Origin of the sequence: Salmonella sp. 2018103, from assembly GCF_026247685.1 — a bacterium.
GTDB classification, from domain to species: Bacteria; Pseudomonadota; Gammaproteobacteria; order Enterobacterales; family Enterobacteriaceae; genus Salmonella; species Salmonella enterica.
On record NZ_CP111029.1, the window covers coordinates 1,747,331 to 1,763,382 of the forward strand.

The 16,052-nt window shown below is 50.1% G+C and carries 13 protein-coding genes; all 13 read left to right on the forward strand.

The annotated features are described in order from the left end of the window. Positions 1–25 precede the first annotated feature (25 nt). The 13 genes from cpsG (at position 26) to OLG56_RS08320 (ending at position 16,049) form a co-directional block, all read left to right on the forward strand. A complete protein-coding gene (gene cpsG, locus OLG56_RS08260) occupies positions 26–1,396 on the forward strand; it encodes a colanic acid biosynthesis phosphomannomutase CpsG (RefSeq protein WP_000164192.1) in 1,371 nt (456 codons plus the stop codon). A gap of 53 nt (positions 1,397–1,449) precedes the next feature. Next, positions 1,450–2,844, forward strand: a complete 1,395-nt coding sequence (gene wcaJ / locus OLG56_RS08265) for an undecaprenyl-phosphate glucose phosphotransferase (RefSeq protein WP_000183163.1) — start codon at positions 1,450–1,452, stop codon at positions 2,842–2,844. Between the two features lie 132 nt (positions 2,845–2,976). Then, positions 2,977–4,455, forward strand: a complete 1,479-nt coding sequence (gene wzxC / locus OLG56_RS08270; RefSeq protein WP_000058681.1) for a colanic acid undecaprenyl disphosphate flippase WzxC — start codon at positions 2,977–2,979, stop codon at positions 4,453–4,455. Between the two features lie 21 nt (positions 4,456–4,476). Beyond that, positions 4,477–5,757: a colanic acid biosynthesis pyruvyl transferase WcaK gene (gene wcaK / locus OLG56_RS08275; protein WP_000770917.1), complete on the forward strand. Its 1,281-nt coding sequence runs from the start codon at positions 4,477–4,479 to the stop codon at positions 5,755–5,757. Then, positions 5,754–6,974: a colanic acid biosynthesis glycosyltransferase WcaL gene (gene wcaL, locus OLG56_RS08280; protein WP_207011605.1), complete on the forward strand. Its 1,221-nt coding sequence runs from the start codon at positions 5,754–5,756 to the stop codon at positions 6,972–6,974. Before wcaK ends, wcaL begins: the two co-directional genes overlap by 4 nt. 10 nt (positions 6,975–6,984) lie before the next feature. Continuing rightward, the gene (wcaM, locus tag OLG56_RS08285) at positions 6,985–8,388 is read left to right on the forward strand and encodes a colanic acid biosynthesis protein WcaM (protein WP_052942722.1); all 1,404 of its coding nucleotides are present in this window, start codon (positions 6,985–6,987) and stop codon (positions 8,386–8,388) included. A 177-nt stretch (positions 8,389–8,565) separates the two neighbouring features. Next, a complete protein-coding gene (gene galF, locus OLG56_RS08290; RefSeq protein WP_000981469.1) occupies positions 8,566–9,459 on the forward strand; it encodes a GalU regulator GalF in 894 nt (297 codons plus the stop codon). A gap of 331 nt (positions 9,460–9,790) precedes the next feature. Continuing rightward, entirely contained in the window at positions 9,791–10,810 is a 1,020-nt protein-coding gene (gene galE, locus OLG56_RS08295; RefSeq protein ID WP_061377515.1) for a UDP-glucose 4-epimerase GalE, read from the forward strand. Between the two features lie 48 nt (positions 10,811–10,858). Further along, complete coding sequence (locus OLG56_RS08300) at positions 10,859–11,971, forward strand: glycosyltransferase family 4 protein (protein WP_306292704.1); 1,113 nt, start codon at positions 10,859–10,861, stop codon at positions 11,969–11,971. Between the two features lie 47 nt (positions 11,972–12,018). After that, positions 12,019–13,137, forward strand: coding sequence for a GDP-mannose 4,6-dehydratase (gmd, locus tag OLG56_RS08305; protein ID WP_114049342.1), 1,119 nt, complete (start codon positions 12,019–12,021; stop codon positions 13,135–13,137). Positions 13,138–13,139: 2 nt separating this feature from the next. Continuing rightward, positions 13,140–14,105: a GDP-L-fucose synthase gene (gene fcl / locus OLG56_RS08310; protein WP_024136734.1), complete on the forward strand. Its 966-nt coding sequence runs from the start codon at positions 13,140–13,142 to the stop codon at positions 14,103–14,105. Between the two features lie 2 nt (positions 14,106–14,107). Further along, positions 14,108–14,608, forward strand: a complete 501-nt coding sequence (locus tag OLG56_RS08315; protein WP_061386928.1) for a GDP-mannose mannosyl hydrolase — start codon at positions 14,108–14,110, stop codon at positions 14,606–14,608. After that, positions 14,601–16,049, forward strand: coding sequence for a mannose-1-phosphate guanylyltransferase/mannose-6-phosphate isomerase (locus OLG56_RS08320; RefSeq protein ID WP_001286274.1), 1,449 nt, complete (start codon positions 14,601–14,603; stop codon positions 16,047–16,049). Before OLG56_RS08315 ends, OLG56_RS08320 begins: the two co-directional genes overlap by 8 nt. Positions 16,050–16,052: the final 3 nt, after the last annotated feature.

A 16,052-nucleotide genomic window follows, 5' to 3' on the forward strand; every position in this document is an offset into this window, starting at 1 on the left:
CTGTTGCCTGAAGAAGGGTAAGAACATGACAAAATTAACCTGTTTCAAGGCCTACGACATTCGCGGCAGGCTGGGCGAAGAGCTCAATGAAGATATCGCGTGGCGGATTGGCCGCGCTTACGGCGAATATTTAAAACCGAAAACCATCGTGCTGGGCGGCGACGTGCGTCTGACCAGCGAGGCGCTGAAGCTGGCGCTGGCGAAAGGGTTACAGGACGCGGGCGTCGACGTGCTGGATATCGGTATGTCCGGCACCGAAGAGATTTACTTCGCCACCTTCCACCTCGGCGTGGACGGCGGTATTGAAGTGACCGCCAGCCATAATCCGATGGACTACAACGGTATGAAGCTGGTGCGCGAGGGCGCCCGCCCGATAAGCGGCGACACCGGTCTGCGCGACGTTCAGCGTCTGGCGGAAGCGGGCGACTTCCCGCCGGTGAACGAGGCCGCGCGCGGCAGCTACAGACAAATCAGCCTGCGCGACGCCTACATCGACCACCTGCTCGCCTACATCAGTGTTAACAATCTCACCCCGCTGAAGCTGGTGGTGAATTCCGGCAACGGGGCGGCGGGGCCGGTCATTGACGCCATCGAAGCGCGTCTGAAGGCGCTGGGCGCGCCGGTGGAGTTCATCAAAATCCACAACACCCCGGACGGCACCTTCCCGAACGGCATTCCCAACCCGTTGCTGCCGGAGTGTCGCGACGACACCCGCAAGGCCGTTATTGAACACGGGGCGGACATGGGCATCGCCTTTGACGGCGACTTCGACCGCTGCTTCCTGTTCGATGAGAAAGGGCAGTTTATCGAGGGGTACTACATCGTCGGGCTGCTGGCGGAAGCGTTTCTGGAAAAACACCCGGGGGCGAAGATTATCCACGACCCGCGCCTGACCTGGAACACGGAGGCAGTGGTGACGGCGGCGGGCGGGACGCCGGTGATGTCAAAAACCGGGCACGCCTTTATCAAGGAGCGGATGCGTACGGAGGATGCCATTTATGGCGGGGAAATGAGCGCGCATCACTATTTTCGTGATTTTGCCTACTGTGACAGCGGAATGATCCCGTGGCTGCTGGTGGCGGAGCTGGTGTGCCTGAAGGGACAGTCGCTGGGTGAACTGGTCCGCGACCGGATGGCGGCGTTCCCGGCGAGCGGGGAAATCAACAGCAGGCTGGCGGAGCCGGCAGCGGCCATCGCGCGGGTGGAAGCGCACTTCGCGGAAGAGGCGCAGGCGGTGGACCGCACGGACGGACTCAGCATGTCGTTCGCCGACTGGCGTTTCAACCTGCGCTCGTCGAACACCGAACCGGTGGTGCGCCTGAATGTGGAATCACGCGGCGATATTCCGCTGATGGAAGCGCGAACACGCACTCTGCTGGCGCTGCTGAATCAGTAACGTCAGATCTCCCCTTACCGCCTGCGGGTAAGGGGCCAATCACAGGAACAACGATGACAAATCTAAAAAAGCGCGAACGAGCCAAAACCAATGCATCGTTAATCTCTATGGTGCAACGCTTTTCAGATATCACCATCATGTTTGGCGGGCTGTGGTTCATCTGTGAAGTCAGTGGACTGCCATTCCTGTACATGCACCTGTTGGTGGCGCTGATTACGCTGGTTGTTTTTCAAATGCTGGGCGGGATGACCGATTTTTATCGCTCCTGGCGCGGCGTCAAAATGTCGACAGAGTTAACGCTGTTACTGCAAAACTGGACGCTGAGCCTGATCTTCAGCGCCGGTCTGGTGGCGTTTAATGATGACTTTGACAACCGCCTTGCCACCTGGCTGGCCTGGTATGCGCTGTCCAGCCTGGGCTTAGTGTTATGCCGTTCATTTATTCGTTTCGGCGCGGGCTGGCTACGCAATCGTGGTTATAACACTCGCCGGGTCGCCGTCGCCGGAGATTTGCCTGCGGGCCAGGCGTTGCTGGATAGCTTCCGTAATGAGCCGTGGCTGGGTTTTGAGGTGGTGGGCGTCTATCACGATCCCAAACCGGGCGGCGTCTCTGCTGACTGGGCCGGGAACTTCGAGCAGTTAATTGACGATGCGAAAGCCTCGCGAATTCACAATGTTTATATCGCCATGTCAATGAGCGACGGCGCCATGGTGAAAAAATTGGTGCGCGAGCTGGCCGACACCACCTGCTCGGTGATCCTTATTCCCGATGTGTTCACCTTTAATATTCTCCACTCGCGCGTGGAGGAGATGAGCGGCGTTCCGGTCGTTCCGCTGTATGACACGCCGCTGTCAGGGATTAACCGTCTGCTTAAACGGGCAGAAGATATCGTGCTGGCGTCGCTGATTCTGCTGCTCATCTCACCGGTACTGTGCTGCATTGCGCTGGCGGTCAAATTGAGCTCGCCCGGGCCGGTGATTTTCCGTCAGACGCGCTACGGGATGGACGGCAAGCCGATCAAAGTCTGGAAGTTCCGCTCAATGAAGGTAATGGAGAACGATAAGGTCGTTACCCAGGCGACGCAAAACGATCCGCGCGTCACCCGGGTAGGTAACTTTTTGCGTCGTACCTCGCTGGATGAATTACCGCAGTTTATCAACGTATTAACCGGCGGGATGTCTATCGTCGGTCCTCGCCCGCACGCGGTGGCGCATAACGAACAGTATCGTCAGTTGATTGAAGGTTACATGCTACGCCACAAGATGAAGCCGGGCATCACCGGCTGGGCGCAAATTAATGGCTGGCGCGGTGAGACCGATACGCTGGAGAAAATGGAAAAACGCGTGGAGTTCGACCTGGAATACATCCGCGAATGGAGTATTTGGTTCGATATCAAAATCGTTTTTCTGACGATTTTTAAAGGGTTTGTGAATAAAGCGGCGTATTAAGAACCTGACCCACAAGGCTATTTTACTTGCCATATTGCACCAGGGCAGCGTGTACGCTCCGGTTTTTCCGCGCAGTCCGTGTTCAATCTGGCTGCGCCAATGATGCCTTGTGAACAGGTTCTGGAGAAAAGAATGAGTTTACGACAAAAAACGATCAGCGGCGCTAAATGGTCGGCTATCGCCACGATAGTGATTATCGGTCTGGGGTTAATTCAGATGACGGTGCTGGCGCGGATCATCGACAACCACCAGTTTGGCCTGTTGACCGTCTCGCTGGTGATTATTGCGCTGGCCGACACGATCTCGGACTTTGGCATCGCGAACTCGATTATCCAGCGTAAAACGATTGGGCATCTGGAGCTGACCACGCTCTACTGGCTAAACGTTGGGCTTGGGATTGTGGTATTTGCGGTGGTCTTTTGGCTGAGCGATGCGATTGCCCATGTTTTGCATAACCCGGATCTCGCGCCGTTAATCAAAACGTTGTCGCTGGCGTTTATCGTGATCCCTCACGGGCAGCAGTTCCGCGCGCTGATGCAAAAAGAGCTGGAGTTCAATAAGATCGGCATGATCGAAACGACCTCCGTGCTGGCGGGGTTCACCTTTACGGTGATTAGCGCCCATTACTGGCCGCTGGCGTTAACCGCGATTCTCGGCTATCTGGTGAACAGCGCGGTGCGAACGCTGCTGTTTGGTTACTTTGGCCGCAAGATTTATCGTCCGGGGCTGCATTTTTCGCTGGCATCGGTGTCCACGAACCTGCGTTTTGGCGCGTGGCTGACGGCGGACAGTATCGTCAATTACATCAACACGAATTTATCGACGCTGGTACTGGCGAGAATTCTCGGCGCAAGCGTCGCCGGGGGATATAACCTCGCGTACAACGTGGCGGTTGTGCCGCCGGCGAAGCTTAACCCCATCATTACTCGCGTGCTATTTCCGGCATTCGCAAAAATCCAGGACGATACCGAGAAGCTGCGCGTCAACTTCTATAAGTTGCTTTCCGTGGTGGGAATTATCAATTTTCCCGCGCTGTTGGGCCTGATGGTAGTGGCGAACAATTTTGTGCCGTTAGTGTTTGGCGAGAAGTGGAACAGCATTATCCCGATCCTGCAATTGCTGTGCGTGGTGGGGCTGCTGCGCTCGGTCGGCAACCCGATTGGTTCGCTGTTGATGGCGAAAGCGCGCGTGGATATCAGCTTTAAATTCAACGTCTTTAAAACGTTTCTGTTTATCCCGGCAATTCTCATTGGTGGCCATCTGGCGGGGGCGATTGGCGTGACGCTGGGGTTCCTGGTGGTGCAAATCATCAACACCATTCTGAGCTATTTCGTGATGATTAAGCCGGTACTCGGCTCCAGCTATCGTCAGTATATTCTCAGCCTGTGGCTACCGTTTTATCTCTCATTGCCCACATTTATTACCAGCTACGGCGCAGGAAAGCTGGTCGACGGCTATTTACCGTTGTCAGGGGTATTCGCGCTACAGGTTATGGTCGGTATTTTGAGTTTTATTTTAATGATTATTTTTTCACGCAATGCGCTGGTGATGGAAATTAAAAATCAGCTTGTTGGCAGTGCAAAACTGAAAAAGTTATTACGTGTCGGATGACGGGGATATAAGAGGCTATTTATGAAATTATTAATTTTAGGCAACCACACATGCGGCAACCGTGGTGATAGCGCCATTATGCGCGGTTTGCTTGATGCCATCCGTCAACAGGCGCCAGAGGCGGAGATGGATGTGATGAGCCGTTTCCCGGTGAGTTCCTCCTGGTTGCAGGGGCGCCCGATTATTGCCGACCCGCTGTATCAGTTAAGTCAGAAACAGCAGGCGGCGGCAGGACTTAACGGTCGGGTGAAAAAAGTATTACGCCGTCGTTTTCAGCATAAAATTTTATTGTCTAAAGTCGCCCAGGAAGGATCGCTGCGTAATTTTGCTATCGCGCCGGAATTTGCCGAATTCGCGCAATTTATTGCGCAGTATGACGCCGTCATTCAGGTGGGCGGTTCAAACTATGTCGACTTATACGGTTTGACTCACTTTGAATATCCGCTGTGCGCGTTTATGGCGAACAAACCAATTTATATGGTGGGACATAGCGTCGGCCCTTTCCAGAACCCTGACTTTAACCAGCTCGCCAATTATGTTTTTGGACGCACCAGTGCGCTGATCCTGCGTGAAACCGTCAGCCGCGATCTGATGACCGCCGCGCAGATCGATACCCGAAAAGTAGAGCAGGGGGTGGATACTGCCTGGTTAGTCGAACGCCGTCACGACGAGTTTGTCGCCAGTTATGCTGTGCAGCACTGGCTGGACGTCACCGCGCGCCGCAAAACCGTCGCGATTACGTTGCGCGATCTGGAGCCGTTTGATAGACGCCTGGGCACCACTCAGCAGGCCTATGAGCAGGCATTTGCCCAGGTCGTGAATCGCCTGATTGCGGACGGTTATCAGGTACTGGCGCTGTCGACCTGCACCAGTATCGATCGCTATAACCGCGATGACCGGATGGTTGCGTTACGGATGGCGAAGTATGTAAACGACTCAGAGCATTTCCATATCGCGATGGACGAACTCAATGACGTGGAAATCGGAAAGATCCTCGCCTCCTGCGTACTGACCATCGGGACGCGCCTGCATTCCGCTATTATCTCCATGAATTTTGGCACGCCCGCTATCGCCATTAATTATGAACATAAATCCGCCGGGATTATGCAGCAGCTAGGCCTGGCGGAATTGGCTATTGATATCCGTCACTTGCTGAACGGTTCATTACAAAGCGTGGTGGCCGATACGCTCAATCAATTGCCTGCGCTAAAGGCAAAAGTGGCTAACGCCGTCACCGAGGAGCGGGCGAAAGGGTTCACGATGATCAAATCCGTTCTCGACAGAATTCGGGAGGCGCAATGAAAGTCAGCTTTTTTCTGCTGAAATTTCCACTCTCATCGGAAACCTTTGTGCTGAATCAGATTACTGCGTTTATTGATATGGGCCATGAGGTGGAGATTGTCGCGTTACAAAAAGGCGATACCCAACATACTCACGCCGCCTGGGAGAAGTATAGCCTGGCGGCGAAAACCCGCTGGTTACAGGATGAGCCCCAGGGACGGCTGGCGAAACTGCGCTACCGGGCATGTAAAACGCTGCCGGGGCTGCATCGGGCGGCGACCTGGAAAGCGCTCAATTTTACCCGCTATGGCGATGAATCACGCAATTTGATCCTTTCCGCGATTTGCGCGCAGGTGAGCCACCCTTTTGTGGCGGATGTGTTTATCGCACACTTTGGTCCGGCGGGCGTGACGGCGGCCAAACTACGCGAACTGGGCGTGCTTCGCGGCAAAATCGCGACTATTTTCCACGGGATTGATATTTCCAGCCGCGAAGTGCTCAGTCATTACACGCCGGAGTATCAGCAGTTGTTTCGTCGTGGCGATCTGATGCTGCCCATCAGCGATCTGTGGGCCGGTCGCCTGAAAAGTATGGGCTGCCCGCCGGAAAAGATTGCCGTTTCGCGCATGGGCGTCGACATGACGCGTTTTTCCCATCGTCCGGTGAAAGCGCCAGGGATGCCGCTGGAGATGATTTCCGTCGCGCGCCTGACCGAGAAAAAAGGACTGCATGTGGCGATTGAAGCCTGTCGGCAACTGAAAGCGCAGGGCGTGGCGTTTCGCTACCGCATTCTGGGGATTGGCCCGTGGGAACGTCGGCTGCGCACGCTCATCGAGCAGTATCAGTTAGAGGATGTCATTGAGATGCCGGGGTTTAAACCGAGCCATGAAGTGAAGGCGATGCTGGATGACGCCGACGTTTTTTTGCTGCCGTCGATTACCGGTACGGATGGCGATATGGAAGGTATTCCGGTAGCGCTGATGGAGGCGATGGCGGTAGGGATTCCCGTGGTATCTACCGTGCATAGCGGCATTCCGGAACTGGTGGAGGCCGGCAAATCCGGCTGGCTGGTGCCGGAAAACGATGCGCAGGCGCTGGCGGCCCGACTCGCTGAGTTCAGCCGGATTGACCACGACACGCTGGAGTCGGTGATCACGCGCGCCCGTGAAAAAGTGGCGCAAGATTTTAATCAGCAGGCGATTAATCGCCAGTTAGCCAGCCTGCTACAAACGATATAAACGAGGTGGTATGCCCGCGAATAAATTCTCCCGACGTACCCTCCTGACGGCAGGTTCCGCGCTTGCTGTTCTTCCTTTTCTGCGCGCCTTGCCGGTACAGGCGCGTGAACCTCGGCAGACCGTCGATATTAAGGATTATCCGGCGGATGACGGTATCGCCTCGTTCAAACAGGCCTTCGCCGACGGACAGACCGTGGTCGTACCGCCAGGATGGGTGTGTGAAAATATCAATGCGGCGATAACGATTCCGGCGGGAAAAACGCTGCGGGTACAGGGCGCGGTGCGTGGGAATGGCCGGGGACGGTTTATTTTGCAGGACGGGTGTCAGGTGGTGGGGGAGCAGGGCGGCAGTCTGCACAATGTGACGCTGGATGTTCGCGGGTCGGACTGTGTGATTAAAGGCGTGACGATGAGCGGCTTTGGCCCCGTCGCGCAAATTTTCATTGGCGGTAAGGAACCGCAGGTGATGCGTAATCTCATTATCGATGACATCACCGTTACCCACGCCAACTACGCCATTCTCCGCCAGGGATTTCATAACCAAATGGACGGCGCGCGGATTACGCATAGCCGCTTTAGCGATTTGCAGGGGGACGCCATTGAGTGGAATGTCGCGATTCACGACCGCGACATCCTGATTTCCGATCATGTCATCGAACGCATTGATTGTACCAATGGCAAAATCAACTGGGGGATCGGCATCGGGCTGGCGGGTAGCACCTATGACAATAGTTATCCTGAAGACCAGGCAGTAAAAAACTTTGTGGTGGCCAATATTACCGGATCTGATTGCCGACAGCTGGTGCACGTAGAAAATGGCAAACATTTCGTCATTCGCAATGTCAAAGCCAAAAACATCACGCCAGATTTCAGTAAAAAGGCGGGTATTGATAACGCAACGATCGCAATTTATGGCTGTGATAATTTCGTCATTGATAATATTGATATGACAAATAGTGCCGGGATGCTCATCGGCTATGGCGTCGTTAAAGGCAAATACCTGTCAATTCCGCAAAACTTTAAATTAAACGCTATTCGGTTGGATAATCGCCAGGTTGCTTATAAATTACGCGGCATTCAAATTTCCTCCGGCAACACCCCCTCTTTTGTCGCCATCACCAATGTACGGATGACGCGTGCTACGCTGGAACTGCATAATCAACCGCAGCACCTCTTTCTGCGCAATATCAACGTGATGCAAACTTCAGCGATTGGCCCGGCGTTAAAAATGCATTTCGATTTGCGTAAAGATGTCCGTGGTCAATTTATGGCCCGCCAGGACACGCTGCTTTCCCTCGCTAATGTTCATGCCATCAATGAAAACGGGCAGAGTTCCGTGGATATCGACAGGATTAATCACCAAACCGTGAATGTCGAAGCGGTGAATTTTCCGCTGCCGAAGCGGGGAGGGTAAGTACCACTATTTTTACGAAAATTCCTGGGAAAAAGTTGTTCATACTTAATGTTATGGTGCCGACTAAGACGTAATGTAGAGCGTGCCATCATTATCCCTGGCAGCAGAGTAATTCATGCTGGCGAAAACAAGCTAAAGAGCTATAATTCAGCAACCATTTTACAGGTGGAAGAAACAATGATGAATTTGAAAGCAGTTATACCGGTAGCGGGTTTGGGTATGCATATGTTGCCTGCCACCAAGGCAATCCCAAAAGAGATGCTACCGATCGTCGACAAGCCAATGATTCAGTACATTGTCGATGAGATTGTGGCTGCAGGGATCAAAGAAATCGTACTGGTGACTCACGCGTCTAAAAACGCCGTTGAGAACCACTTCGACACCTCTTATGAACTTGAATCACTTCTTGAGCAGCGCGTTAAGCGTCAGCTTTTGGCGGAAGTGCAATCTATCTGCCCACCGGGCGTAACGATTATGAACGTGCGCCAGGCGCAGCCGTTAGGGCTGGGGCACTCTATTCTGTGCGCGCGTCCGGTTGTGGGCGATAACCCTTTCATTGTGGTACTCCCGGATATTATTATTGATGATGCTACCGCCGATCCGCTGCGCTATAACCTTGCGGCGATGGTGGCGCGTTTCAATGAAACGGGTCGCAGCCAGGTGCTGGCGAAACGCATGAAAGGTGATTTATCGGAGTATTCCGTTATCCAGACGAAAGAACCTCTGGATAATGAAGGCAAAGTCAGCCGGATTGTGGAGTTTATCGAAAAACCGGATCAGCCGCAGACGCTGGATTCCGATTTGATGGCGGTAGGCCGTTATGTGCTTTCAGCCGACATCTGGGCGGAACTGGAAAGAACCGAACCGGGCGCCTGGGGCCGCATCCAGCTCACCGATGCCATTGCTGAACTGGCGAAAAAACAGTCGGTTGACGCGATGCTAATGACGGGTGACAGCTATGACTGCGGTAAAAAAATGGGCTACATGCAGGCATTTGTGAAGTACGGGCTGCGCAACTTGAAAGAAGGAGCGAAGTTCCGTAAGAGCATAGAGCAGCTTCTGCATGAATAAGTATTAACAACCGTGATAAATGGTTGGTGATAAACATAATAACGGCAGTGAACATTCGAAGCGGCAAGTTGGCTGAAACGAGTGTTGACTGCCGTTTTAGTTTTGTATAAAGGGCTTAAGTAACAAGGGGTTATCTGGAGCATTTTAATGCTGATTTTATAAGATTAATCCTTGTTTCCGGATGCAATTAATAAGACAATTAGCGTTTAAGTTTTAGTGAGCTTTGCCCTGCTGGGCGAGGTTTGTAACAAGTCGATATGTACGCAGTGCACTGGTAGCTGATGAGCCAGGGGCGGTAGCGTGTATTTCAATTTTTAATTGAAAGGTGCGGATGATGATATTAGTCACTGGTGGAGCTGGTTATATAGGATCGCATACTTGTTTAGCGCTTATTGCCAAAGGGCACGACATTATTGTTATTGATAATTTAAGTAATTCCTCTTATGAGTCGATTAGGCGCGTTGAGAATTTAACCAATAAAAAAATAAAATTTATAAAAAGTGATATAAAAGAACGACATTGCCTGGATGAAGTGTTTAATAATTATTCGATAGAAGCAGTAATACATTTTGCAGCATTAAAATCAGTAAGTGAGTCTGTTGAAAAACCATTGGTTTATTATGATAATAATATCACAGGTACCTTGACTCTACTGGCTGCAATGCAAAGTGCAAATGTAAATAATTTGATTTTTAGTTCGTCTGCCACCGTATATGGTTCTTCTTCGATTGTTCCAAATAAAGAGAACGATACAATTGGGGGGACTACAAATCCCTATGGAACATCAAAATATTTTAGTGAGATTATTCTGCAGGATTTTTGTAAATCTAATGAGTTATTTTCCGCAGTAAGTCTTCGTTATTTTAATCCTACTGGTGCTCATAAATCAGGTATGATTGGGGAAGATCCTAATGGAATACCAAATAACCTCATTCCATATATATCACAAGTTGCCACTGGAAAACTTAAATATTTAAATGTATATGGTGGTGATTATGACACAATTGATGGCACTGGCATGCGAGATTATATTCATGTAGATGATTTAGCTGAAGGACATGTCAAGACATTAGAATACATGTTATCAACAAAAGTAGGTTATGATGTTTTTAATTTGGGTTCAGGTCGAGCATATAGCGTTTTGCAAATCATTAAAGCTTTTGAGCGCGTCACTAAAAAAGAGATTCCCTATAATATTGTCGCGCGAAGAAATGGTGATTTAGACAAATCTTGGGCTGATACTGAAAAAGCCAGAAACCTCCTGGGGTGGGAGGCAAAATATGGAATAGAGGATATGTTGCAAGATGTTTGGAACTGGCAATCACACAATCCAAATGGTTATAGAGTTTAATAATCAGTATCGTAACCGGAATTTTATAAAAAGAATATGAAAATATTAATGATTGGTACTACGGTGCAATCTTTATTAGGATTCAGATATGAATTACTTAAAGATTTAGTTAGCGCAGGACATGAAGTATATGCGTTATCTGTTGATTATGATCACAAATCGAAGCAGACATTGATTGATATCGGTGTCGTACCGATAGATTATACAATAAGTCGCTCAGGAATTAATCCCTTCAAGGACTTTGTTAATTTTATTTTTTTATATAAGCTAATAAAAAAAATAACACCAGACATCGTTTTTTCTTATTTTACTAAGCCTTGTATTTGGGGATCGCTTGCCGCATATTATGCTGGTGTTCATAAGATTATCGCGATGCTTGAAGGGTTAGGTTTTTTATTTACCGAACAACCATCTGGGATTCCCCAAAAGACAAAAATCCTAAAAAGAATACAGATTCTGCTCTATAGAATAGCTTTTAAGAAAATTAATACACTTATTGTACTTAATGAAGATGATAGGAATGATTTACTTAACGCTGGTTGTATAGAAGATGGAAAAGTATATGTATTGGGGGGTATTGGAATAAATTTAGAGCATTACAAGTATTCACCAGCACCACTTGAACCAATTTCTTTTATTTTCATTGGCCGATTGCTCAGAGAAAAGGGGATTTATGAATTTATCGCTGCTGCTAAAAATATAAAGGAAAGATTTGAAGGGGTGACGTTTAATGTGCTGGGTAATATTGATCCAGCAAACCCTGGTAGTCTAAAACAAAATGAGCTTGATACAATTATTAAAGAAGAAATAATTAACTATGTAGGATATGTGAATGATGTTTCTCATTGGTTAAGTAAGAGCAGTGTTTTCGTTTTACCTTCTTATAGAGAAGGGTTTCCTCGAAGTACACAGGAGGCTATGGCTATAGGAAGGGCTGTAATAACTACCGATGTTCCTGGATGTAGAGATACTGTTGTTAATAATTCTAATGGTTTTTTAATACAACGGTGGTCTAGCGATGCTCTTGCAGAGGCGATGGAAAAATTTATTTTATCTAAAGAATTGATTCGCGACTGTGGTAAAGAAAGTGCCAGGATAGCTAAAGAAAAATTTGACACCCGAATTACCAATAAGAAAATAATTACTATATTATTGTCTTAACTTAATATACCTACTTTAAATTAAATTTATATGTATTAGGAATTACTATGAATAAAGTCGCTCTTATTACTGGCGTAACCGGACAGGATGGGTCTTACCTGGCAGAATTTCTGCTGGAAAAAGGGTATGAGGTGCATGGTATCAAGCGCCGCGCGTCATCGTTTAATACCGAGCGCGTGGACCATATTTATCAGGACCCGCACAGCTGCAACCCGAAATTTCATCTGCATTATGGCGACCTGACCGACGCCTCCAACCTGACCCGCATTTTACAGGAAGTGCAGCCGGATGAGGTCTACAACCTGGGCGCAATGAGCCACGTGGCGGTGTCGTTTGAGTCGCCGGAATATACCGCCGATGTGGATGCGATGGGCACGCTGCGCCTGCTGGAGGCGATTCGCTTCCTCGGTCTTGAAAAGAAAACGCGGTTCTACCAGGCTTCCACCTCTGAACTGTACGGTCTGGTGCAGGAAATTCCGCAGAAAGAGACCACGCCGTTCTACCCGCGTTCCCCCTATGCGGTGGCGAAACTGTACGCCTACTGGATCACCGTCAACTACCGTGAATCCTACGGTATTTACGCCTGTAACGGCATTCTGTTTAACCACGAGTCCCCGCGTCGCGGCGAAACCTTCGTCACCCGTAAGATCACCCGCGCCATCGCCAATATCGCCCAGGGACTGGAGTCCTGCCTGTATCTCGGCAACATGGACTCGCTGCGCGACTGGGGTCATGCGAAAGATTACGTGCGGATGCAGTGGATGATGTTACAGCAGGAGCAGCCGGAAGATTTCGTGATTGCCACCGGCGTGCAGTATTCCGTGCGCCAGTTTGTGGAGCTGGCGGCGGCGCAACTGGGGATAAAACTGCGCTTTGAAGGCGAAGGCATTCATGAAAAAGGGATCGTGGTATCCGTTACCGGACACGATGCGCCGGGCGTGAAACCGGGCGATGTGATTGTGGCCGTTGATCCGCGTTATTTCCGTCCGGCGGAAGTGGAAACCCTGCTGGGCGACCCGTCCAAAGCGCATGAGAAACTGGGCTGGAAACCGGAAATCACCCTGTCGGAGATGGTCTCCGAGATGGTGGCGAACGATCTGGAGGCCGCGAAAAAACACTCACTGCTGAAATCTCACGGATTCGATGTAAATTTATCTTTGGAATGACCATGACCAAGCAACGAATTTTTGTGGCGGGCCATCGCGGGATGGTGGGCTCCGCCATTGTACGGCAGCTTGCGCAGCGCGGCGACGTGGAGCTGGTGCTGCGCACCCGCGATGAGCTGGATCTGCTCGACGGGCGCGCGGTACAGGCGTTCTTTGCCGGGGCGGGTATCGACCAGGTTTATCTGGCGGCGGCGAAAGTGGGCGGCATTGTCGCCAACAACACGTATCCGGCGGATTTTATCTATGAAAATATGATGATAGAGAGCAACATTATTCACGCCGCGCACCTGCACAACGTGAACAAACTGCTGTTTCTCGGTTCGTCCTGTATCTATCCGAAACTGGCAAGGCAGCCGATGGCGGAAAGCGAGCTGCTGCAGGGAACGCTGGAGCCGACCAACGAGCCGTATGCCATCGCCAAGATCGCCGGGATTAAACTGTGCGAGTCCTACAACCGGCAGTACGGTCGCGACTACCGTTCGGTGATGCCAACCAACCTGTACGGCCCGCATGATAATTTCCACCCGGACAATTCACATGTGATCCCGGCGCTGCTGCGTCGCTTTCATGAGGCTGCGCAGAGCCACGCGCCGGAGGTGGTGGTGTGGGGCAGCGGCACGCCGATGCGCGAATTTCTGCATGTTGACGATATGGCGGCGGCCAGTATTCACGTGATGGAGCTGGCGCGCGAGGTGTGGCAGGAGAACACCGACCCGATGCTGTCGCACATTAACGTCGGCACTGGCGTGGACTGCACTATCCGCGAACTGGCGCAGACTATCGCAAAGGTGGTGGGTTACCAGGGCCGGGTGGTGTTCGACGCCGCGAAGCCGGACGGCACGCCGCGTAAATTGCTCGACGTCACGCGCCTGCATCAGCTTGGCTGGTATCACGAAATTTCACTGGAGGCAGGGCTTGCCGGTACTTACCAGTGGTTCCTTGAGAATCAGCAACGGTTCCGGGGGTGACAATGTTTTTACGTCAGGAAGATTTCGCCGCCGTGGTGCGGACCACGCCCCTCATCTCCCTCGATTTCATCGTGGAAAACGGCCAGGGGGAAATTTTACTGGGCCAGCGTCTCAACCGTCCGGCGCAGGGCTACTGGTTTGTGCCGGGGGGGCGGGTGTGCAAAGACGAAACGCTGGAGGCCGCCTTTGCACGCCTGACGCAGGCGGAACTGGGCGTGCGTCTGCCGCTGGCGGCAGGGACGTTTTATGGCGTCTGGCAGCACTTCTATGACGACAACTTTTCCGGTGAGGATTTTTCAACTCACTACATCGTGCTCGGCTTTCGTCTGCGCGTGGCGGAGAGCGATTTACGCCTGCCTGACGCGCAGCATGGCAGTTACCGCTGGCTGACGCCGGAACAGCTTCTGGCAGGCGAGAACGTCCACGAGAATAGTCGAGCTTATTTTCAAAATGAACCCCATTCTGTCATTGGTTTAGACAAAAAGGACGTCAAGTATGTCTGATGTACCCTTAATTGCTGTTGTAATGGCTGGTGGTACAGGGAGCCGTCTTTGGCCTCTATCTCGAGAACTTTACCCAAAACAATTTTTACAACTTTCTGGAAAAAATTCCTTATTACAGACAACCCTGCTTCGGTTGTCGGCACTTGCATGTAATGAACCATTGGTTATAACAAACGAGCAGCACCGTTTTATTGTTGCGGAGCAGTTACGGCAAATAGATCAACTACATAATAATATCATTCTTGAACCGTATGGGAGAAATACAGCTCCAGCGATTGCTCTTGCTGCATTATCAGCGCTTAGACGTAAGGAGCAGGAGGATCCTTTACTTTTAGTTCTTGCAGCCGATCATATTATCGCTAAAGAAGAAGTTTTCTGTAATGCCGTTAAGAAAGCAGTCCCCATTGCCGAAAACGGCAATATTGTTACATTTGGTATCATACCTGAATATGCTGAGACTGGTTATGGCTATATAGAGCGTGGTGTGCCTTTCTCTGTAAATGCAAATTCAACTGAAACAGATTTTTATCATGTGAAAAAATTTGTTGAAAAGCCGGATAGATTAAAAGCAGAGAAATATATTTCAACAGGGGATTATTTCTGGAATAGCGGCATATTTATGTTTAAAGCCACTGTTTATCTGAATGAGTTAAAAAAATTCAGACCAGATATTTATAGCGTTTGTGAGCAGGTGCTTTCTTCTTCATATCGCGATCTTGATTTTATTCGCCTTCCAGAAACTTTATTTAAAGATTGTCCTGCAGAATCTATTGATTTTGCTGTTATGGAAAAAACGGAGCGTTGCATTGTCTGCCCGATTGATATTGGTTGGAGTGATGTTGGTTCTTGGCAGTCTTTATGGGATATCAGCGAAAAAACAGATGAGGGAGATGTTTGTAAGGGCGACATTCTGACATACAACACTAAAAATAACTACATATACTCAGAGTCAGCATTGGTTGCTGCTGTAGGTGTTGAAGATATTGTTATTGTACAAACAAAAGATGCCATACTTGTTTCTAAAAAATCTGATGTCCAGGATGTAAAAAAGATCGTTGAGATGCTAAAGGCTCAAGAGCGTACAGAGTATATTGCCCATCGTGAGGTTTTTCGTCCATGGGGTAAATTCGACTCAATAGACCAGGGTGAGCGATATAAAGTTAAAAAGATCATCGTCAAACCAGGAGAAGGGCTTTCCTTGCGTATGCATCATCATCGTTCAGAACACTGGATTGTGCTTTCTGGTACGGCTAAAGTTACGCTGGATGATAAAACGATGCTAGTTACTGCAAATGAATCAATTTATATTCCTTTGGGGGCTACTTATAGTCTGGAGAATCCAGGAGTTATTCCACTTAATCTTATAGAAGTCAGTTCAGGAGATTATTTGGGAGAAGATGATATTGTTCGGCAGAAAGAACGTTACAAAAAAGATAATTGAATC